Annotated in this window: 10 protein-coding genes; 5 read left to right on the forward strand and 5 right to left on the reverse strand. The window is 36.1% G+C overall.

Going from position 1 to position 23,580, the window contains the following annotated elements; genetic code table 11:
- Positions 1-124 precede the first annotated feature (124 nt).
- The 5 genes from leuC to QMO11_RS03495 all read left to right on the forward strand — a co-directional run bounded on the left by leuC (position 125) and on the right by QMO11_RS03495 (position 7,718).
- A complete protein-coding gene (gene leuC / locus QMO11_RS03475; RefSeq protein WP_075603360.1) occupies positions 125-1,522 on the forward strand; it encodes a 3-isopropylmalate dehydratase large subunit in 1,398 nt (465 codons plus the stop codon).
- Positions 1,523-1,540: 18 nt separating this feature from the next.
- Positions 1,541-2,125 carry a 3-isopropylmalate dehydratase small subunit gene (gene leuD, locus QMO11_RS03480; RefSeq protein WP_075603359.1) on the forward strand — a complete coding sequence of 195 codons (585 nt, stop codon included), beginning with the start codon at positions 1,541-1,543 and terminating at the stop codon, positions 2,123-2,125.
- A 98-nt stretch (positions 2,126-2,223) separates the two neighbouring features.
- A complete protein-coding gene (locus tag QMO11_RS03485) occupies positions 2,224-3,780 on the forward strand; it encodes an alpha-isopropylmalate synthase regulatory domain-containing protein (RefSeq protein WP_282036048.1) in 1,557 nt (518 codons plus the stop codon).
- A gap of 153 nt (positions 3,781-3,933) precedes the next feature.
- Positions 3,934-4,992 (forward strand): 3-isopropylmalate dehydrogenase, encoded by a 1,059-nt coding sequence (gene leuB, locus QMO11_RS03490; protein WP_282036049.1) that lies wholly within the window; start codon positions 3,934-3,936, stop codon positions 4,990-4,992.
- Between the two features lie 278 nt (positions 4,993-5,270).
- The gene (locus QMO11_RS03495) at positions 5,271-7,718 is read left to right on the forward strand and encodes a hypothetical protein (protein ID WP_282036050.1); all 2,448 of its coding nucleotides are present in this window, start codon (positions 5,271-5,273) and stop codon (positions 7,716-7,718) included.
- A gap of 72 nt (positions 7,719-7,790) precedes the next feature.
- On the opposite strand, the gene QMO11_RS03500 is transcribed toward QMO11_RS03495, so the two are convergent.
- From QMO11_RS03500 to QMO11_RS03520, 5 genes are all read right to left on the reverse strand, one after another.
- Entirely contained in the window at positions 7,791-8,054 is a 264-nt protein-coding gene (locus QMO11_RS03500) for a type B 50S ribosomal protein L31 (protein ID WP_075603355.1), read from the reverse strand.
- A 208-nt stretch (positions 8,055-8,262) separates the two neighbouring features.
- Entirely contained in the window at positions 8,263-9,441 is a 1,179-nt protein-coding gene (locus QMO11_RS03505) for a GNAT family N-acetyltransferase (RefSeq protein WP_282036051.1), read from the reverse strand.
- Positions 9,442-9,529: 88 nt separating this feature from the next.
- Complete coding sequence (locus QMO11_RS03510) at positions 9,530-11,485, reverse strand: OmpA family protein (RefSeq protein WP_282036052.1); 1,956 nt, start codon at positions 11,483-11,485, stop codon at positions 9,530-9,532.
- Between the two features lie 6 nt (positions 11,486-11,491).
- Positions 11,492-12,430, reverse strand: coding sequence for a PorP/SprF family type IX secretion system membrane protein (locus tag QMO11_RS03515; RefSeq protein WP_282036053.1), 939 nt, complete (start codon positions 12,428-12,430; stop codon positions 11,492-11,494).
- A 13-nt stretch (positions 12,431-12,443) separates the two neighbouring features.
- Positions 12,444-23,357 carry a PKD domain-containing protein gene (locus QMO11_RS03520; protein WP_282036054.1) on the reverse strand — a complete coding sequence of 3,638 codons (10,914 nt, stop codon included), beginning with the start codon at positions 23,355-23,357 and terminating at the stop codon, positions 12,444-12,446.
- Between the last annotated feature and the right edge of the window lie 223 nt (positions 23,358-23,580).

A 23,580-nucleotide genomic window follows, 5' to 3' on the forward strand; every position in this document is an offset into this window, starting at 1 on the left:
TAAATGAGTATCAAGTATCAAGATAAAAGTATCAAGATATAAGATTGTAAATCAGTCTTATGTCTTGATACTTGATACTTGTATCTCCTAACGAATAATTAATAACTTATAAATACTTAGTAAATTGGCAGGGAAAACGCTTTTCGACAAGATTTGGGATATGCACGAAGTGAAGACCATCGAGGATGGACCTTCAGTATTGTATATCGACCGTCACTTAGTACATGAGGTGACTAGTCCACAGGCATTCGCCGGCTTAAAAGCTCGTGGAATTAAAGTATTCAGACCGCAAAATACATTTGCTACTCCTGATCACAACATTCCAACTATTAACCAACATCTTCCTATTGCTGATGAGGTTTCTAGATTTCAGGTGGACACATTAACTAAAAACTGTGAAGATAACAATGTAACACTATTCGGTTTAGGTCATCCTAAAAATGGTGTAGTACACGTTGTTGGACCAGAGAATGGTATCACACAACCAGGTATGACTATCGTATGTGGTGATAGCCATACGTCTACTCACGGTGCGTTCGGTAGTATTGCTTTTGGTATTGGTACTTCAGAGGTAGAAATGGTACTTTCTACGCAATGTATCATGCAACCGCGTCCAAAAACCATGAAAATTAACATCGATGGTAAATTGGAAGAGGGTGTTTCTGCAAAAGACCTTGTATTATATGTTATTTCTAAACTTACTACAGGTGGTGGTACAGGTTATTTCGTTGAGTTCTCGGGTTCTGCAATCCGTAACTTATCAATGGAAGGCCGTATGACAGTTTGTAACATGAGTATCGAAATGGGTGCACGTGGTGGACTTATTGCTCCTGATGAGAAAACTATTGAGTACGTAAAAGGTCGCGAGTATGCACCTAAAGGTGCTGATTGGGATGCTGCTGTTGAAAAATGGAAAGCTTTGGTAACTGATGCTGATGCTGAGTTTGATAAAGTTTACAATTTTGATGCTGCTGATATTGAGCCTATGATTACTTACGGTACTAACCCTGGTATGGGTGTTGGTATCACTCAAAGTATTCCTACGCTTGATACGGTTGAAGAAGCATCACAAAAAACATATTTAAAGTCTCTTGACTATATGGGTTATGCTCCTGGCGAGAAAATGTTAGGCAAGCCTGTAGATTGGATTTTTGTTGGTTCTTGTACCAATGGTCGTATCGAAGATTTACGCGTTTTTGCTAATGCTGTAAAAGGCAAGAAAAAAGCAGAAGGTGTAACAGCTTGGATTGTTCCTGGATCTCACCAAGTAGAAGATCAGGCGATTGCTGAAGGTTTAAAAGATATTCTTGAAGAAGCAGGTTTTGAATTACGTCAGCCTGGATGTTCAGCTTGTTTAGCAATGAATGATGATAAAGTACCTGCAGGTAAGTATTCTGTAGCAACTAGTAACCGTAACTTCGAAGGTCGTCAAGGTCCTGGTTCACGAACGTTATTAGCTGGTCCTTTGACTGCTGCTGCATGTGCTGTAACAGGTGTAATTACTGATCCTCGTACTTTATAACCTTAAAAATTCAAGAAAATGCCTATAAATAAATTTATAACATTAGAGTCAACTTACGTACCTCTTCCAATTGAGAACGTAGATACGGATCAGATTATCCCGGCTCGTTTCTTAAAAGCAACTACTAAAGATGGTTTTGGCGATAATTTATTTGCCGATTGGAGATACAATAAAGATGGTTCTCCAAAAGCCGATTTCGTATTAAATAAACCTGAGTATACAGGATCTATTTTAGTTGCAGGAAAAAACTTTGGATCAGGTTCTAGTCGCGAGCACGCTGCTTGGGCTGTTGATGGTTACGGATTCAAAGTAGTAGTATCTAGTTTTTTTGCTGATATTTTCCGAAACAATTCTTTAAACAATGGTGTTTTACCTGTTATTGTATCAGAAGCATTCTTAGCTGAGTTATTTGCAGCTGGTGCTGATAATACAATTGAGGTAAACCTTGAAACACAAACTATTACTAATAAAGCAACTGGTAAGTCAGAATCTTTTGATATTAATAGTTACAAAAAAGGTTGTTTATTAAATGGTTTTGATGACATCGATTACCTGATGAGCGTAAAAGATGAAATTGAATCTTATGAGCAAAATAGAGCTTAATTAGACAAATTGAAATAAAGAAAAAGACTGATTGTTCACATATTCATATGTAACTAATCAGTCTTTTTTCCCATAATCTCTTATCTAAAATTTAGAATATGAGGATTGAAGTAATGGATACAACACTTCGTGATGGAGAACAAACCACAGGAGTGTCTTTTAATGTTGGCGAAAAGCTAGCAATGGCAACTATGTTGCTCGATGAGGTAAAAGTAGATCGCTTAGAAGTAGCTTCGGCTCGTGTTTCTGATGGCGAATTTGCAGCAGTACAAAAAATTACCAATTGGGCTAACAAACATGGTTTCATCGATAAAATTGAAGTACTTGGTTTTGTTGATGGTGGTATCTCATTACAATGGATAAAAGATGCAGGTGGGAAGGTGATCAACCTTCTAACCAAGGGATCATTAAAACACGTTCAAAGTCAACTTAAAAAAACACCTGAACAACATATTACTGATATTGCAAAAGTGGTTGATACAGCCGATACAATGGGTATTAAAGTTAATGTATACCTTGAGGATTGGAGTAACGGAATGTTAACTTCTCCTGAATATGTGTATCAAATAACTGAGGCCATCAGTAAAATGAATGTGCAACGAATTATGTTGCCTGATACTCTTGGTGTTTTAAATCCCGATCAAACATTTGAGTTCTGTACACAAATGGTTACTCGATTCCCTAATACTCATTTTGATTTTCATTCGCATAATGATTATGATATGGCCGTTGCTAATGCATTCTCTGCATTAAAAACCGGAATTAAGGGAATTCATACAACCGTTAATGGACTTGGAGAACGAGCCGGAAATGCACCGCTAGCCAGTGTTATTGGGCTATTGAACGATCATCTAAAACTACCTAATAATCTAGATGAATCTAATATTATTACTGTAAGTAAGGTTGTAGAGGGATTCTCAGGATTACGTATACCAGAAAACCAACCTATAACAGGATACAATGTATTTACACAATGTAGCGGCGTACATGCCGATGGCGACAGTAAAGACAATTTGTATTTTAACAACTTAATGCCTGAACGTTTCGGACGTAATAGAAAATATGCGCTCGGTAAAACATCAGGTAAAGCCAACATTAAAAAGAATTTAGAAGAACTTGGAATTGAACTCGACGTTGAGGATATGAAAAAGGTAACCCAACGTGTGATTCAATTAGGTGATAAAAAAGAAACGGTTACCATAGAGGATCTTCCATTTATTATAGCAGATGTGCTTAAAAGTTCTAAATCGAACGAAGACATTTGCATCAGAAATTACAATTTATCTTTAGCTCACGATTTACGTCCATTGGCTTCCATTAGTATGAATATTAAAGGTGAGCGACATGATGAAACAGCTGTTGGAGATGGCCAATACGATGCCTTTATGAAAGCATTGTGGCGTATATATACTAAGCTTGGTAAAAAGCATCCAACCTTAAAAGATTATATTGTAACCATCCCTCCAGGTGGTAAAACCGATGCACTTGTGGAGACGGTTATTACTTGGGATTATGATGGACTTGAAATAAAATCACGTGGCTTAGCTGCCGATCAAACCCAATCGGCCATTGAGGCAACCATTAAAGTACTCAATGTAATTGAAGAAGGTACTTTAACTCGTAAGGGTAATTGGAAAGAGGAATTAGAAAAATAAGACACAAGTATCAAGTATCAAGACATAAGACTTTTGATAGATACTTTTAAAGAAAATAAAACTAACGAAAATAACATGGTCATGATGATGTATTAGGTATGATGCTTAAATCTTGATACTTGATACTTAAATCTTGATACTAATAAGCGTATTATGAAATTGAATATTGGTGTTTTAGCCGGAGACGGAATTGGTCCGGAAATCGTAGAACAAGCGCAAAAAGTGCTTGATGCTGTTGCAACAAAGTATAACCACGAGATTGTTTACACACCTGCTATTGTTGGTGCATGTGCAATTGATGAAGTAGGCGATCCTTATCCTGAGGCTACTCACGAAGTTTGTATGAACTCTGATGCTGTTCTTTTTGGTGCTATTGGCGACCCAAAATTCGATAATGATCCATCAGCAAAAGTACGTCCTGAGCAAGGTTTATTAGCTATGCGTAAAAAATTAGGTTTATACGCAAACATTCGTCCAGTAACTACTTTCCCATCTTTATTAGATAAATCACCATTACGTTTAGATATCGTTGAAGGTGCTGATATGGTTGTGGTACGTGAATTAACAGGAGGTATTTATTTTGGCGAGAAAGGTCGTTCAGAAGATGGAAAGAAAGCCTTTGATACTTGTACTTATACTACCGAAGAAATTGAGCGCATCCTTAAATTAGCATTTTCGTATGCTGAGAAAAGAGACAAACGCTTAACGGTAATTGATAAAGCTAATGTATTGGCTACATCTCGTCTTTGGAGACAAGTGGCGCAAGCTATGGAAGCCGATTATAAGAACATCGAAGTAGATTACATGTTTGTTGATAACGCAGCAATGCAATTGGTTCAATGGCCTAAAAAATTCGATGTAATGGTAACTGAAAACATGTTTGGTGACATTATTTCTGATGAGGCTTCTGTTATTACAGGATCATTAGGTTTATTACCTTCAGCATCAGTTGGTGTTCATACTTCTGTATTTGAACCTATTCATGGTTCATACCCACAAGCTGCAGGTAAAGATATTGCCAATCCTATCGCTACAGTACTTTCTGCTGCAATGTTGTTAGAGTCTTTAGATTTATTAGAAGAAGCAGCAGCTGTTCGTGCCGCTGTTAATAAGTCATTAGAAGAAGGTGTTGCAACTGAAGATATTGTTAACGAAGGCGAAAAAGCTTACAAAACATCAGAAGTTGGTGATTGGTTAGCGAAAGCCATCTAAGAAATATTATTTCTTTACTTATTATATTGAGCACTGTTATTTATTTAGCAGTGCTTTTTTTATTCGTGTAAATTCTACTGCTCTTGTTTTTATATTGAATAAGGGCTTCAATATTTACTATCGCGATTAGCTAAAGTTTAATAATACGATTAAAATATGGGTTAATTTAATCCTGTTGATTCATATTGCATCTTAAGCCCCTCTAATACACACAATTTTCCTCCTCAAATAACATATACAATTGGTAATTTAGTGCATCATCCAATTAAAATTGAATCATGCTAAACACCTTTTTAAAATCTTCAACACCATTACTTGTAATATTTTTACTTATTAGTTTAAATCCCATAAAAGGACAAATTGTACTTTTAGGCGAAAACGCACCTCATGAAAATGTTAACGATGGCAATTTTGAACTAATACGCGGTAATTGGCGACAATCTAAACAATCTCCTTTCTGGAAAACATATAATGTAGAAGGCCTTGGCGAGTATAAAATGGGTTTACATATGGGCACAATGTATAGCATTAACGATGTTGGCATAGCCGAGTCAATTGTACTTGATTCAAACCCCGACTACCAGAATCCACAAATTGGTGACACCTTAAAGTGGAGTTTTGGAGCCGACTTAGAATATATTAGTAACGGAAGCATTAGCCTAAGCATAGTATTCGGAGATATTGAACATATAGTTGCAGATAAAGTAAAGTTAAAAGGATCTGATAAAATTGTAGAGCATTTTAAAGGATTCTATATTTTAACTGAAGAAGACGCTAAAGCGGGTTTTCCGAAGGTAAAAGCTACATTCTACTCTGAAGATGAGATTAAGGTATTTTTGCACTATGTAAATCTAAGGGTGCTAAATCATAAATTTAAAGGCCCCTCACTCACCATTAATAATATTACTGGAGGCAACCAACTACAGTGGAACGATAATTTAGCTCCTAAACAATCTATATTCTATATCTATCGTCAACCAAACTCAAAAGGTGAATACAAAAAGATTGGGGAATCATCAGAAACTTCATACTTAGATACAACCTTCATTACAGGTCTTAATTATAAATATCTGGTTACAAGAGAAGACGGACAAAGATCAATTGCCTCGAATATTGTCAATAATACCAAGACTGATAATATTGCTCCCCTACCGCCCACTCATCTTCAGGCAGATATTTACGACTCTGAGATTAAAATTAGTTGGGATAAAAGTAGTAGTAATGATGTAAAATATTACTCGTTATACAGAGGCGATAATGATGGAAATAATTTACAAGAAATTGCATATAAAATTTCCAAAACACACTACCTCGATTTTACACCTCAAAAGGATATTGAGAATACTTACATTGTTTATTCGCATGATTATAGTGGTAATAAAAGTAAACCATCTGAAATATTAAAAGCCAAAGTTAAAATGGTTAAGGGCGCATCTTTTAGCGATCTAATTCTTCCAATGCCAATTCATAAACAATTGCAATCAGATACTTGGGGAGCGGATGGAGTATTACCTCGTGATGTTGATAATGGAATTGAAGATCCTGATTGGAGTTATTGGGGAGGTCGTCCTGTAAAAGATAGCGATGAAAAATACCATATGTGTGTTACGCGTTGGCCAGCAAATGCAACTAAAGGTCATTGGGAGTGGCCACGTTCTACTATAGCGTATGCAGTAGCTGACAAGCCAACAGGCCCTTATAAAGTTGAACGAGACCTAGCCTACCCTTGCTATAATGGATTAGGTCATAACCCTGATATTATTTTATTAAACGATGGTACTTATATGCTTTACTCACTTATTAACTGGGAGCCGCGATTATTTAAATCGGATAAAATGAGTGGTCCATGGGAAGAGCTTGGAATAATGAAAATTGATAAAAATACCGAACTTGAAAAACCCGAACGTTTTTATCGATTCGAGAGAAATCTTTCGGGCGTACAAATGCACGATGGGAAATTTCTATTTGTAACAAAAGGTGGTGCCATGATGATGAGTAAGAATACCAACCCTCTTGGCCCATATAAAATACTTACGAACCCTATTCAAGGAAATAAAATTATTCCTGAGAAATATAGAAATTCAAACTACGAAGATCCAGTATTATGGAAAGATGATGTACAATATCATATGATGATTAATGCCTTTTGGGATTACAGATGTATTTATCTGCGCTCTCCCGATGGAATTAATTGGAAATTTAATCCGGGAACAGCCTATACACCAAATAATACATGCTATGAAGATGGAACTCAAACGCATTGGTATAAATTAGAACGTCCGCATGTTTTAACAGATAAATACGGTAGAGCTACACACCTATCTGTAGCAGTTATTGATGTACCAAAAGCGGATGATTTAGCAGGAGATAAGCACAACTCTAAAAATATTATAATACCGTTAACTGTACACAAACAAGTTAGTGTTTTGAACAAAAAAGCAATAACTGGTAACACTAGAAAAATAGAAGTAATTATTCACAGTGAAAATGATTTTAATGCACAAACTGATATTGACATTAATTCTCTTAGAATTGGATCTGCAGAAGAAGTTGATTACGGTAGGGGCTGTAAGGTGACTAAATTTAGTAATAAAGGAAAGAATCTGAAGGTAGAGTTCGACGGCCTAAATAATGGAATTACAGAAGATAACTTTGTTCTAAAACTATTAGGGAAATCAAATAGTGGCGCATTAATAATTGCTTATACAAAGTTACAAGCCCACTAAAGAAAACGAGAATAGTGGATACAAAAAAAGCTCTGAATATTCAGAGCTTTTCTTATGTCTAAGCAAAAATGCTTATTTTTTCTTTGCATCAATGTGCTTTTGATATTTGTTTTTAAACTTATCAATACGTCCTGCTGTATCAACAAGCTTCATCTTACCAGTAAAGAATGGGTGAGATGTGTTTGAAATTTCAAGCTTCATTAATGGATACTCAATACCGTCAATTTCGATAGTATCTTTAGTGTTTGCAGTTGAACGTGTAATGAATACTTCTTCATTAGACATATCTTTAAATGCAACTAAACGATAGTTATCAGGATGGATTCCCTTTTTCATATCTTTATAATTTTACGTTTGCGAGATGACTTCCGTGCTTATTATTAAGCTAGTAAACATCTCATTTAAATTCAAATTTCCTAATTCGGACTGCAAAAGTACATTTTAATATTAGAACAACAAACAAATAGATGTTAATAAATTCATTTTTCAACCCCCAACTCTCTTCTCATCAATTGTTTTGGTAGATTTAGCTATTATGTAAACATCAGCTTTTTGTATCTCGAGGGATAGTGCTTGCCCTATTATTACTTCCCTTATCCTCATCAAAAATATATCTGTAAGTAATATGCTTTTTTGAAAAGTCGGCGCCCATTGAATCTTGTAACACACGCATTTTAGGATTAAAATCTCCAACCCACGATATTTCAAGTTCCGTTAGGTTAGGTTTCTTCTCAACAGCACCTTTTAAATGCCAAAACAAACCCGACTCAATGCCTGATTTCTGAAATTTTGGAATAATCCCAAGTATTACCACTCGAGCCCTGCTCATCACATTACGCTTCTTCATCCATAAAAAACGAAGCTTATTGAGGAGGTTCATCTTACCATTAAAGTGTTTGGTAATTTGATTGATATCAGGAAAAAGAACCAATAAACCGATAGGCTTATTGCCATGATAGGCAAACCAAATTATATCTTCTTCTAAAAAGGATTTTGCTTTATCAATAGTGTCATTTAAAACCTGTTTGCTGATGGGCACAAAATTTTCATGAAACTGCCATGCATCATTATAGATAGTTTCAAAATCAGACAAAAATTTATCGCGATTTTTAAGCCTGAAGTGTTTAAAGCTATAGCCCTCTTTTTTAACAACCCACCCTGCAATCTTCCAGAAACGCTCCGGAAAAGGCTTTGTTAAGTCAAGCTTATTGGTAATTTGTTCAAAGTAAGTTTTAAAACCGTAGGCTTCAAAAAATGCTTGATAGTATGGCGGATTATATTGCATCCCAAAAGAAGCTTGAGAAAAGCCCTCAATTAACAAGCCCCAAAAATTATCGTTCTCGCCGAAGTTTATGGGGCCGTCCATCGCTTTCATATTATGCTGAATAAGCCATTCTTTAGCTGCATCAAATAATAAAAATGCTACCTCTTGATTTTTTATACACTCAAAAAATCCCATTCCTCCGGTTGGCTGTTCATAACCAAAAGCCTTCTTTTCATTAATAAAAGCAGCTACCCTACCCACTACTTGCCCATCATTATCTAACGCTATAAAACGAGTGGCTGAGCCGTGTTTGTAAAATGGATTTTTTTCGGGCGTAAAAACTTCATTAACCACAATATCTAAAGGACGAACATAGTTCTCGTCATCTTTATAGATTAGGTTTGTAATATCTAAAAACTGTTGAATACTTTTTTTGTCTACAACTTCTAGTATTTTCATGAATTACTATTTAAGTTCAAATATCATTACAAAAATAAAATAATGTTTATTTTATGAAATAATAAATCAATATAAGTTACTAACTCATTTATTGTCCTGTTATGTTAGTATCAGTTATTACCTTTATTTCTGTTCGCCTATTCATTTGATGCTCTTTTTCTGTGCAATCAGAAGGATTTTCGCACGGGAATTTTGGTTTAGTCTCTCCATAGCCCATTGTTTGCAACCTCAATTTATCAATACCTGAATCTATTAAGTAATCAGCTACAGACTGCGCTCTTCGCTGCGATAGGTTTAAATTATAGTCTGCGTTTCCTCTATTATCTGTATGAGCTCCAATTTCTATATTGATAGAAGGATTCTCCTCCATCCATTTTATTAAATAGTTTATTACAATCATTGAAGTATCGCGAAGAGTAGCCTTATCAAAATCATAATAGATATCTTTTAACTCTATGGTTTTGTTTGGCGAAACCTTAGATAAAGGAACCTTTAACTGCTGTACTCCTGATGTACTTTTATCGGTATTAAAGGGAAGTGTATGATTAAAATAACCTTTGTGTGATGCTATAATTTTGTAATTTTTATCCGCATCAATAATATAGGAGTATATGCTATCTCCCTTAGATTGATAAGGAAATAATACCTCTGTAGTCAACGAATCTGTTATCTCGATAACTGGGTTGAGCAGTGTTTGTAGACTCATTGAATCTACAACTTGAATATCGAGAGAAAGCTTTGGTTTTTTTCTAACATCAACTCCATAGTAAATATTATCATTTATCGTACTCCCTCTATTTGATGAAAAATAGCCACTTTTCCCGTCCTTTGTTGTTAATCCAAAATCATCGGAAGATGAGTTTATTGGGTAAGTAACATTCACTAAATCCGTTGGTTTATCATCAATTAAAATTGAAAAATAAATATCTAAACCACCCAATCCAGGATGTCCATCGGAAGAAAAGTATAGCACATCTCCAATTGCATTTGGGAATAACTCTTGCTCCGAAGTATTTACAGTAGGCCCCAAATTTATAGGTGGAGTCCAAGAATCGTTTACTCTAAAAGACATATATAAATCAGAACCTCCTAACCCATCAGGTCTATCAGACGCAAATATCAATCGTTTACCATCACTAGAAACTGTTGGGTGACCTGTTGAAAACTCATCACTATTGTAGGGAAATTCTCTGATGTTTTTAGCTTTATTATTTTCTATGTCTGCCATATATAGTTTCAGCACTGTTGAGCCATCAGCACTTAAACCGGCTTTTTTTCCTAGCAAACTTCGCTTTTTAATATTGCTTCGAGTGAAAATTACCTTGGTATTATTATCGTAAAAACACAAAGGCCCTTCGTGATAACGTGTTTTTAGTCCTTTAAAAATTTTAGGTTCCAAATATTCTATACTGTCAAGTGACTCTGTATAATATACATTTAAATAATATTGTTCGTCGTTTTTAAACCACTTCTTTAAGTTCAGTCCTTTGGTTCTGCCCGAAATAAAAACCAAACCATCTTTATAATAATTCGGTGAAAAATCTCGCTTATCGGAATTAAAGTTCACCATATTTATCTGAAAGCTTTCTCCATTATTCTCATAAAATGGGGTTTGTAAAAAGTTTTCCATTCGAGCTATACGAGTTTCATTTGTAGTGTCTCTTTCAAGATACTGCGCATACCAATAACTGGCGCGCTCGTAATGCTTATTGGCAGCTAGAATCTCTATATAATAATATATTTCATCAAGAGATAATTCGTAATTATTTTTAATTAATCTATTGCCCCAAAATTCTGCATCCTCGAGGTCGCGCATTCTATAATATGATTGTGCTAATCGGAGTTGAATAATGGTAGAAGTGCTATCTTCATCATAGGCTTTTAGAAAGTGTTTAATGGCTATTCGATAAGCATACTTCTCAAAGTATTTTTGACCTAACTCAAAATTAGTATTGTAATTTTGAGGTTTTATATCTTCTTGAGCTCTTATATTTAAGCTAGCAAAAAGTATAACGATTGTAGTATAATAAACTATTTTGCTCATAGAACTTTAGAAATATCTTGGTGTAACAATACGGTCTTTACTAAACGGGAATCTGTAATTTATCATTATCTCGTGGCTTCCTGACGCTGCTTTATTAATATCGTTTATAATCATATCGTAGGAATATCCAATGCGGATGTCCTCGGTTACAAATATTTCGAATATGGCAGAAACACTTTCGTTCCATCTGTACGATACACCTACTCCTAGCGACTCGAGGAAATAAGCATTGGCATTGATGTCGAGTGTAACAGGTGCTCCATAATTTGTTCTCAACATGGTACTTGGTTTTAGGGCAAAATTATTGCTCAACTGAAATAAGTATCCACCTGTAAGTGTGAGATAGGGTTTTACTTCACTGTTAGTAACCTCATCTTCTATATCAGCATCGTTTGTAAAATTATTACTTAAGATAGTTGGAACAGATAGGCCTATATAGTATTTCGTATTGTAAAAGTAGGCGCCAAATCCAAAATTAGGAAACCATTTATTTACATCTCTATTTAAGGCAACATCGTTACTGTTTGTGGGATTAAGTTCTGTAAAGGCAGATTTGCCATTTGTAATATTGGCTTGCAAACCCAATGATAAAATATTATTGCCTCCAAAATGTAATCGGTAAGCATATGAGGGCGCAATTGTTGTTACCGAGGTTACTCCAATTTTATCGTGAAGTACTAGTAAACCCAATGCTACTTTATCTTTCTTCAAAGGGCCATGTAAACTAAATGATTGAGTCTTGGGTGCACCATCGAAACCTACCCATTGGTTTCGGAAATGTGCCGTTGCACTTAATGTTTCGTGACTACCTGCATATGCCGGATTTATTGCCAATCCGTTAAACATATATTGCGTAAACAAAGCCTGCTGCTGTGCTTTTGTTTTATGAATAGATGTTGCAAACAGCATTAAAATAACGATAAGTATTTTATCTCTATTTCTCATATATTAGATACAGTTAGCGGTTTATAATTAAATAGCCCTTTAAAATATCACTACCATCACCAAGGTTAATAATGTAGAAGTAAGTCCCATCAGGCATTACTTTTGATGACCCTTTATTGGATTTGCCGTCGAACCTTACATCCTGATTATTATACCCCTGAACCTCGTATAGTAATCCTCCGGAACGGTTAAATACTTGAACTTTATTACTTGGGTAGTTTTCAGCTCCTTCGATAAACCAGAAATCATTAACTCCATCACCATTAGGGGTAAACGCATTAGGTAGATTTTCTAGGCCTTCTCCACACTGAGATCCAGTTAAAACAACTAACCTAACTGCATCACTCTCTACAGAATTACATTCTGTAGTGTAAGCAAGCATTCTATACATTCTGTTGTTAAAGTTGCTGTTGTTAGCAATGCTTAGGGTTTCTGTATCTGTACCAGAGTATCCTTCCTGATTATTGATATCTAGGAAAGAAGTGCCATCATCACTTGAAACTTGCCATTGGAACTGCAGATCACCGAGCCCGTCATTAACTGCTCCTGCATTAAACGTAACTGGTTCGTTGGCACATTGATTATCGGGTATAGGTTGCTCAATAATTGAAATAGGTCCTTCAATATTAAACGAACTTTCTATTTCGAAACCTGCAGCATTACATCGATTAACGCCAATATAAGTGATTTCAGTTATTACAATTATTTGCTGACCGCTCGATTGTATATCGTTGCTAGTAACAACAAAATCAGACCTACCATTAAAGACTCTGATTATAGTCGATAATCCAACAGTCTGATTGGCTCCTTCTAGGTTATACTTTATTTCATAATCACCATTAGGTAAACTTGTTTCAATCTCAACAGAAGCATCATCACCTAAACACATGTCCCTTGTAATCATCACACCATCAAAAGAACCCCCAATAGATACCACAAGGAAGTCGTCGACTAATACAACTGGCACATTACAAGCCAAACCTTCTATATTGGCAACATCTGTAATTGTGATATAAGTAAGACCAGCGTTTGTTATTAATTCTGCCGGAATGATAAATGCTCCCGATCCAAAATCAGACTCGATGTTTACTTCGACAGTTTGACCTGTTACTGTATTTGCTCCAGATAAATTATAAGTTAGCAGATAAGACTTGCGTTCTAAATTACCACTCAAGCTAACTTTACCATCTAATCCTAAACAAGTAGCTTCAATAGCCATTTGCAAACCGTCAACTATTGGAATAGTCTCTATATTAAACTGACTTCCAACATTCACTATAGGTGAACTACAAAGCGCTCCCTTTGTATCTGAAATTTCTTTTACAGAAATGTTATTGATTCCATCATTCAATAGATATTCCTTAGGAATTAGTATTTCTCCGCTACCATCGCCAGTATTAATTACGAGTTCTGCTGAATAATTTACCAATAGGTTAACGCCTGTGATATCTAAAGTAAGATTATAAACACCGTCTTCTAGCTGACTATTAACCTCTATTATCTGATCTTGACCATGGCAAATATCTTCAGTTGCAATGGTAAATCCAGAAATATCAGGAACTTTAGAAATGGCAAAATTACTTCGTGCCTCTAGTAGCTTGCTACATTCTGTGCCGGTGGTAAATTTAATTTTCGTAATCCATATAGTGCTGACTCCAACATTAGGAACCACATCTGAAGGAATATAAAACTCAAAGTTACCATCTCCTGAAGTGATATCAACATTTGCTATTTGATGAACAGATATATTTTTACCAGTTGTATAATAGGTAATTTCATAAGCACCATCAACTAAGTTACTTACTACATCCACAACAACATCATTCCCTTCACAAGCATCAAAAGCGTATACCTTGAGGCCTTCTGTTACAGGGAGAGGTGTTATGAGTAATTCACCTTTGGCAGAAATCATTTCCTGACCTTCGCACTGTTCACCATCTAACGATTGTACCCCGAATACATGTACAATGGTTGCACCTGTATTGGCAAACCTATCGGAATCAATATTGAAATTACCCAAGCCACCAACAAAGCTCATCTCTTCAACAATTGGCAGGCTTTGGTTACTTCCGATAAGCTCATAGGTAATTTCATACAAGCCATCTTGCAACGAACTCACAATATCTACATCAACATCGCTGTTAAAACAGGTATCATCAACATCAATAGTGAGCGTGGTTGTATTCGGGAGGTCTTCTACCATAAAATCAGCACTGATATTTATCCCCAACTGAGTACACGATAATTGATTAGTTCGTCTAACTTCTGAAATAGAAATGGTGTGTAATCCAGCCTCATCCAAATCGTAACCTGGGATAATAAAGTAACCCGTTCCATCACTTGCAATACTAATTAAGTTAGATAAAGTTTTTCTTTTAGTCGCTGTAATAATCTCATATCCGAATTGATAAACTCCTTCGCTGAGTGAACTATTAATAGTAACCCTTGATGAAGACAATAGACAAGTGTTCGTTGCCTGAATTGCCATTGCATCAGTATTAGGAGTTGGCTCAATTGTAAAGTTTTCTTGAGCGATTACCCTTGAGGCACATAATTGGCTTGAATTTAAATCTACTACTGAGGTAATTGTTAGCGTATTTAATCCCGTTTCGGCAAATATGCTTCCCGAAATTATAAAATCTGCATTACCATCGCCTGTTGTGAAATTAATATCCTCAGAAAGTAAATAAATATTGTTTGCTCCGTTAATCTGATAGTTAATTTGATAATTGCCATCTTTCAGATTACTTATTAATTGAACTACAACATCTTCTTCCTCACAAACATCGTCAATTATAATTGACAACTCACCAACGTTTGGCACTTCTTCAATATCAAAATCAGCATCCACCGATAGCATATCAACTTTACATTGTTGACCGCTGGCATTGGCCACTTCAATAATCTCAATATTCATGCTACCATAAGTGGATAGATATTCGGCAGGTATCGTAAATTGAGCACTACCATCGCCATTCGCAAAGTTTACTTCAACAAGATGATTCTCTGAATTATTTGCACCACTTAGGTTATAGCTAAACGTATAAGTTCCATCCGATAAAGCACCAGAAATTTTTACTTCTGCAACATTACCAAAACAAATATTATTTGCCGAAGCTGATAAACCTGTTGTATTTGGTTCTGGCTCCACTTCAAAATTAATTTGCAAGGCACTAACTATGGCTTCACACTCTTCTCCAATTAAGCCGCTAATATTTGTTATATCAACAACTGTTACTCCGGCATTTATTAGAGATGCTTCTGAAATTTCGAAAGCTCCAATACCATTTTCAAATTGCATTGAGCTGATTAATGATGCCGCACTATTTGCACCACTTAAGGCATAGGTAACATTGTAAGTTCCATTGAGCAAGGATGTACTTGTTACCTCAACTTGTGCAGCGTTGCCAATACAGATATTATCTATTATTGCATTAACATCTGATACATCAGGCACCGTCTCAACATCGAAGAGATCTGAGGATGATAAGCCTTCTACAGCACAATTATGGCTCGATGCAAAATCTATTTTGGTAACAGTAATTCCTGTAGATCCCTCATTCACTAATTCAGATGCTGGTATAACAAAAGAACCTGATCCATCGGCATTAACTAAACGAGTAACAACTTCGTTATCACTAGCTACATTTGAACCAAACAAATCGTAGGTCAGCCTGTAATCTCTAAAACCGGCAATAGCATTTAATTCGAGTTCGCTTGTGAAGTTTACAATCAAATTATTTCCAATACATATATTATCCGCACTTATTATAAAGTTATCGCCATTTGGAGGACTAGAAACATGTATATAGGCATCGTCAGAGACTACTTGAGAACACTCTGCTGTGGAGATATTCACATTAAATTGAGTACCGTCTCTAGCGAATTCAAATAATGGATATCTCTCTCTAAATTTTGATAAATCTAGAATTGTTAGATTCGCAGTTGTAGCCCCTGATATTTCATCTTCAGCATCTACCAAATCTACTCCTCCCAATTGCCACTGATACAGTAAAGTCCCATTATTCTGGTTTTCTGCAATTACATTAAATGAGGCAGTCTCTGTATTACAAGCATAGGCATCGAAAGGCTGCTGAATAATTGTTATTGGCCCTTCAACATCAATAGTTACTTGATTCGATAACTCTGCGTCCGCACAAGATGCACCTGTTTCATCTAACTGAATAGGTGTTGCCAATATGGTATAAGTTGTTATTTCCAATGGACTTACTGCAAAAACTTGGTCGAGGTTATTGCCATCAAACATCTGTCCTTCAATAGGACTACCATTACCAACTAGCTGATAACGAACTCCTAATTCAGTTGAAGAAACTGTTATGTTAGATGAATTACCACTACATACAACAAGTGGATTAGCCGATACGCCCAAACCTAAATTCGGTTCAGAAATCACTTCTATATCAGGATGATTATCGAGTATCACATCAGAGCACGTAAGAATTGCACTTGAAGCAACGACCTCGTAACTTGTTGTAAGCAATGCATTAATAGGATCAAACAAAATTGCGCCTCCTGTACCTTCAACAGGAGTACCCACATTGGTTTTACTCACATTCTCTCGCAATTGATAAATAACATCTAGCTCAGAAGCGTCAATCGAAATTACTCCAGCGCTACCGATACATATAACATCACCGTTAACACTTAAGGTATTGTCTGGAGTTGGTGCAAAGCCTATGATAGCTGTATCTGTTAACTTGAGCACATTACAACTATCTCCATCGGAGTTTAACTCTATTGGCGTAGCATACACTTCATATTCAATACTCACTGTCGGTTCTGGAACAATAAAATTAAGATCGTTTCCTGTTCCTGCGAGTTTCTGAGTGTAACTGCCACCTTTTTCTCTTAGTTCGTAATTAACCAACGTACTTGTTGGAGTAACCGTAATGCTAACATCTCCATGTCCTTCGCAAACATCAGCATCAGATACGCTTGCATCAATAGCTGGTTCTTGAATAATCGTTACATCTGCTACATCAACCAACTTAACTTCTGTACATAAACCATTGTTTAATGTGGATTGAGCAAATATTTCGTACTGCGTATCCACCTGTGGAGTTGGTATTGTAGAGAATTGTATATCAGAACCATTTCCTAATATGGTTTGAATATCGGTACCATTCTGACGCATAGTATAACTCACATCTATTTCTGAATCTCTCACAAGAATATTTGCTTCCGCCCCAGCGCAAACAATAGGATCTGTAACTTCATTGGCATCAGAAGGTAATGCTACAATGGTAAGAAATACCTTATCTAATAATTCAACACCATCGCAATATGAGTTATCCCCTTTTTGAATTTCGGATACTGCTAAAACATTGTATACCGTAGTTGTTAAAGGAGTAGTGATAGATATGGAAATATCTCCTCCATCGCCAATAATAGGATTACCCACAGGGGAATTATCACTATCTAATCGTAATTGGTATTTAACATCATTTTCACTTGAAGTGATAACTATACTTGTACTTGGTGGTGAAGCTTCGATACATACATTAGGATCAGAAACTTCCAATGCATTGGATGGAGTTGGAATTATTATAAATGCGCCTCCTTGATTCATTATTTCTTCACAAGCACCGTTTGTAACTGCAACGCTGTATTCGAACAGTCCACTTTCTGCCATCTCTGACGATGGTATAGTGATTTCTAAATCTCCACCTGGACTTAGCGATGAAGCAACCACTTTATTTGAATTGTTAATATCTAAAACCGAATAGGTATATCCCAGTTGGCTTGCTTCAATTGTAACAATAGCATCTGAACCTTGGCAGATATTTCCCTCATCGCTAATGTTTAAATCAACAATAGGAAGTTGGTCCATTACAAAGGAGTTAGGAGGAAAATCTCTCTCACACAAACCTTCATTATTCGCACGTATTAGAAAATTAAATTGATCCCCTGCATCTGGTAGAAGATTGTTTGGAATAGTTATTTCTAAATCGCTACCTGTGCCATTAGCACTTGCTACCTCTGCATTGCCATTATCAATATCCAGAATGAAATAAGATATTCCTAATTCAGAATTTTCTATTATTATGGTTCCATCGGCATTTTCACAGGTTGAGCTGGTAATAACCGTTAAGTCAACATTAGGTGCCAATCTAACGAAAATCATAAGGCTCTCGCTATAATCTTGACAGTAATCGTTAGACATCACAACTCTACGGAAATAAGTAGTTTCGCTCAATAAGCCTGGTTGATAAGTTTCTTGGGTGGCGCCATCAATATCTAAAAAATCGATATTATCAGAACTACTTTGCCACTGATAAGTAAAATTACCCTCTCCGCCTGTAGGTGATGAGGCTGTAAGAATAGCTGCTTGCACATCGGAACAAATATCCTGATCTTCTCCAATATTATTACCTCCTATTTCGGGAGTCACCTCAATCTTTACAACATTAGAAAAAGCCTCGCTACAAATACCACTTTGCACCAATACTCTATAATAGGTAGTTTCTGTAAGATTGGTGTATACTAATTCATGGGAAGTTTCTGCCACTGTTGTGTAAGTAGTAAAATCTGCAGTATTTGAAAATTGCCACTCCTTAATACTTCCAACATAATCACTCAATGTTAATATATTATTATTATCGTTATAACACTCTACTCTATCCGCTTCTAATTGACCCGGAATAGTTGTAGGATCTATAGTTACATTAAAGTTTGGTGAGAATAAAACGCAATTGCCCGACTGAACTTTTCTGCGATAGAATAATTCGATCTGCGTACTATTGCCTTTACTTTCTATTTGATAATCTTCTAGGTTATTATCGCCAGGCGCAGCATTCCAATTTGAACCATCTGTACTTTCTTGCCAGTGAAATACATATTCGCCAACAACACCCCCGGTCGGAGTAGCTCCATCTAATAACAGAGGGGTTAAATCACACATATCAAAGTCTCCGCCTAATGTATTGTCAGAAATTGGATCTGTTATTTCAATTTCAATAGATGTAGACGATTGACAACCAATTGCTGTTGTTACCGTCATACTTACCGTATACATTCCAGATTGTGTGTAGGTAAACGAAGGATTTTGCTCTGTAGAAGTAGAGTTATCAACATCTCCAAATTCCCACAACCATTCCACAATCTCGAAGCGATCATCAACAATACCTCCTGATTTTGCTGTGGCATCAATAAAATTAATCTTCTTATCCTGACAGCCTATTTCATCATCAACACTCGTTTCGATGCTAGGAATTGGCTTTTCACTAATAATAATTGGATCTATATCTGGAATATAAACAAACGGCCCGCAGGACTCAGGCCCTGGAGTATCCTCAAGTGTTAACTTAGGTTGATATTCACCAAGCCTTTCATAATCATGAGTAATAATATGGCTATCTGTATTACCTCCATCAGCAAATGTATGTGTATATGCCGCACTTCCATCACCAAAATCTAAAGTAAGATACTTTACATCGACTAAGCCTTTTATTGTAAATGTAGCTTCTGGGTTATCAGGACTTTCTAAACAGTTGTTGGGATCGATATCTACTGTAAAATCATCGTAATATGAACCCTCCACAGATAAGGCTGCGGGAATATTCTCGGTTGCCTTACATCCTCCTTTACTTGTTGTGGTCAGGCTAACATCATATACACCTGGATACAAAAATAACTGTGATGGGTTTTGCTTGTTAGAGGTAGATCCGAAACCATCGTTAAACTCCCAAAACCACTCCACAATATCAACTGATGTATCCGTGAAAGTAATATTTACAGGTGCACACCCATTTTCGGATGGAACTGTGAACGATGCATTAGCCTGGTATATTCCAATGGTTTTTGTAATGGTATTGGTACAACCCGTATTATTGGTTATGGTGAGAGATATGGTTTTATCTCCCTTAGTAGGATAGGATATTAAAGGTGGATTCTGTCCTGTAAAACTTTCGGTTGAAGCATCTTCGCCAAACTCCCAAAACCAATTTGTTATAGAAAAATTAGAAGATTCGCTTGATTCATCTACAAACTCAATTTCTTCGTTAATACAGAAATTAGCTTGTGCTGCAACCGAAAACTTGGCAATAGGGTTAGGGACACTTATTAGGGATTCCATAACAGTATCATTTACACAACCCTCGTTATCGGTTACCTTAAGGCTAATTGTTTTTTCTCCACTCGTAGTGTAGTTAACTACAATTGGCACTTCATTATTTCTAATTAAAGATGCCGGTTTTGCACCGGATCCAAAATTCCATTCGTATAAAACATTCGTATTTACATTAGGTGTATTTCCCGTAGTACTAGTATAAGTAACATTCTGAGTTGGTTCTAAACATTGTACCGAATTGTTACTATTATCGGATTGCCAAATAAAATCTGTTACAGGGCCTCTTACATCAATATAATCTACGTTTATTTTATCCTGAAAACACCCAAGGCCTTCGCTTAAGGTTAAGCTCACTGTTTTTAAACCTGTTGTGGTATACAAAACTGCAGGTGGATGAGATCCCGTAAATTCACGCGGTACAGCTCCTTCGCCAAAATCCCAATTGTAGATTGTGTAAGGCGATGTTGATGATGATAAATTAGTAAAGGTGACTTTATCAGAAACTGTACTATGACATATTTGTGTTTTATCAGCCTCAAAATTTGGTGCACCAACAAGAACTTGTAATGAGTTATTAGAAGCATCCTCGCAATTACTTGCTGCATTTCTAACATAAAGAGTAGGTCTAAAAAATCCAACCTCAATATAGCGGTGCGTAATTGAAGGATCGCTTCCACTTGCCCAATCATTGGCAGTAGGCCCAGGGTAATAAGTACCATCCCCCAACTCCCACCTATAGGAATCAACACCTTCGCTCAACCGAGAAGGGTCATCTGGATCGAATGCTACAAATGATATCTCTCCTAGAAATAAACAATTCTCATTTTCAACTATCTCGAAACGAGAAATAGGATAAGTTATTTCAACCAACTCAGTAGCAACATCAGACTCGCAACCATTACTGAAGGCGATTAAGGACACCGTGAAAGGAGTATTATTATCTTCCGTATCATCAGAATACACATGGCTTGGATTGAGTAAATTCGGATTAGTAATTGGATTACCCGAGATACTTGTGCCATCTCCGAAATTCCAAATTAAACTATCTATTTCAGCTTCTCCATCATTATTAGGTATACTTGTGCTTGTGAACTCTACTGCCGAAATCCGGCAAGTACTCGGCTGATTTATTGTAAATGATGCAATTGGTGGATAACCACGCTTCACAGCTGCTACAATAATGGTATCATCAGTACAGCCTGTTGCAGTTTCAATGCGCAAAAGCACTGAATATTCGCCTTCGTCTCCATATTCTTTTGAGGTAATAGGAGAACTCGTTTCTTCATCAAAAACCCCATCGTTTTCAAAATCCCAACTATACTTAACTATAGCATTATTTCCTTCTGGCATTGTATTTACTGATGCCGAAGCATCGAAGCTTGCAGTGGCAGAAAAGCAACCATTTATGCCTGTTGTTACTTCAAAATTTGCATGAGGGTAAATAACATCGATATAGGAATAGGTATTATGAAGTATACAGCCATCAGCTGTTAAAACCTCTAGGTATATAACAATTGAATCTTTTTCTTCGGTATAAATATGGCTTACTACATTTGAAGTTGTTGTTTGTGTAAAATTGGGCGTAATGCCATCATAATCAAAATCCCATTTATATTCAGAAGCACCAGGAGTTGCAGTTATGGTAGCTTCAAAATTTTCACAACTTTGATCAATATCAACATCTATAATTGGAGTCGTAGCCTCATTTACAATTACAAGTTCATCTATGGTTTTACTCGATTGGCATCCATTGCTAAATGTTACCACTAAGGTTACAGAATAAGGACTTAGAGTAGCATCTAAGAAGGTATGATCCGGATTCTTTTCTTCACTGGTAGTTCCATCTCCAAAATCCCAAAAATAAGAGACTGGCTCATCACCATTTCCATCTAAAGAGGTATCTGTAAAAGATATTACTTGACCTTGACAGATCGTTTGCGTTGTATTGGGTAAAAAGGATACGACATTCTCTTCGAAGGAGACCTGTTTAAAAATTTGATCGTTACATTGCCCTGGCGATGTTGATATTGCAAGGGTAATATCGTATGTTCCTCCCGAGGGTAATTCGATCTTTGGATTTTGATTTGTACTTTGAGCAATAGTTCCTTCCCCTTGTTTATCTATATTCCACTGATATTGACTGATGCTATTTTGTCCATCGGTGGATGTGTCAGTTAACTCTAATTCAAGCGGAAAGATACATGAAGCATCGTAATAAATATCAAAATCAGCAACTGGTGTTGAATATATCTGCACCGCATTAGGCTCGAAATAAGAAGCCTTACACCCATTCCCATCAACAACCTCAACTAATACGTTATAAGTTCCATATTCATAATACTCATAACTTGTATCTCCGCTTCCTGTAAGAAGTACATCATCTGAACCATCTCCAAAATTCCATTCCCATGTAGATATATCAGCCCCATGTTCAGGAACCTCACCAGTATACTTAAATGTAACTTCTTTTTTATTTGCTAAACATCCTGTCCCATCAATTACAGTAAATTCAGGCTCTGGTATGGCGTAAATAGTAATAACCTGAACGGAGGATTGAGATTCATTAATGGTTAGTTGAGCTGAGAATATTCCAGCCTCTAAATAAGTAGTTGATGCAGTTCCATCATCACTTGCACTAATGGTGCCTGAAATAATTGGCTCACCGTTACCAAAGTCCCAACGGTAAGTAGATCCTTCAACAGGATTATCGATGGAAAATGTAACTGTGGAAGGTCCACAATTTGTATTATTTATTAAATCGGTACTAAAGTTTGGCGATTGGCTAAAAGAAAATAAACATAATGATAGAAACAATAGAGTTAAAAAGTTTAGTCTCATAATGTATAGATATAGAGTTAGAGTTACTTTTGACTTTAGAATCTGATTGTTCTAGAAATCAACTGACTAACAATTTATTACATTATGTAGAAAAAAACTACCTTTTAGTTTATTTTTTTAATAATAATTTTGTTGATACTGAGCGACATATACACAAATGCGCAAGCTCTAAACCACTATCTACCTATTATCATAATCCATTAAACTAATTAAAAACAGTACT

It is taken from the genome of Saccharicrinis aurantiacus (assembly GCF_947489045.1).
Classification (GTDB): Bacteria; Bacteroidota; Bacteroidia; order Bacteroidales; family Marinilabiliaceae; genus Saccharicrinis; species Saccharicrinis aurantiacus.

What these genes read in the sequence shown, in the direction of transcription:
- QMO11_RS03495 (WP_282036050.1), top strand. Translation starts at nt 5,271, where the DNA reads ATGCTAAACACCTTTTTAAAATCTTCAACACCATTACTTGTAATATTT.
- leuD (WP_075603359.1), top strand. Translation starts at nt 1,541, where the DNA reads ATGCCTATAAATAAATTTATAACATTAGAGTCAACTTACGTACCTCTT.
- QMO11_RS03515 (WP_282036053.1), bottom strand. Translation starts at nt 12,430, where the DNA reads ATGAGAAATAGAGATAAAATACTTATCGTTATTTTAATGCTGTTTGCA.
- QMO11_RS03505 (WP_282036051.1), bottom strand. Translation starts at nt 9,441, where the DNA reads ATGAAAATACTAGAAGTTGTAGACAAAAAAAGTATTCAACAGTTTTTA.
- QMO11_RS03510 (WP_282036052.1), bottom strand. Translation starts at nt 11,485, where the DNA reads ATGAGCAAAATAGTTTATTATACTACAATCGTTATACTTTTTGCTAGC.
- QMO11_RS03520 (WP_282036054.1), bottom strand. Translation starts at nt 23,357, where the DNA reads ATGAGACTAAACTTTTTAACTCTATTGTTTCTATCATTATGTTTATTT.
- QMO11_RS03485 (WP_282036048.1), top strand. Translation starts at nt 2,224, where the DNA reads ATGAGGATTGAAGTAATGGATACAACACTTCGTGATGGAGAACAAACC.
- leuB (WP_282036049.1), top strand. Translation starts at nt 3,934, where the DNA reads ATGAAATTGAATATTGGTGTTTTAGCCGGAGACGGAATTGGTCCGGAA.
- QMO11_RS03500 (WP_075603355.1), bottom strand. Translation starts at nt 8,054, where the DNA reads ATGAAAAAGGGAATCCATCCTGATAACTATCGTTTAGTTGCATTTAAA.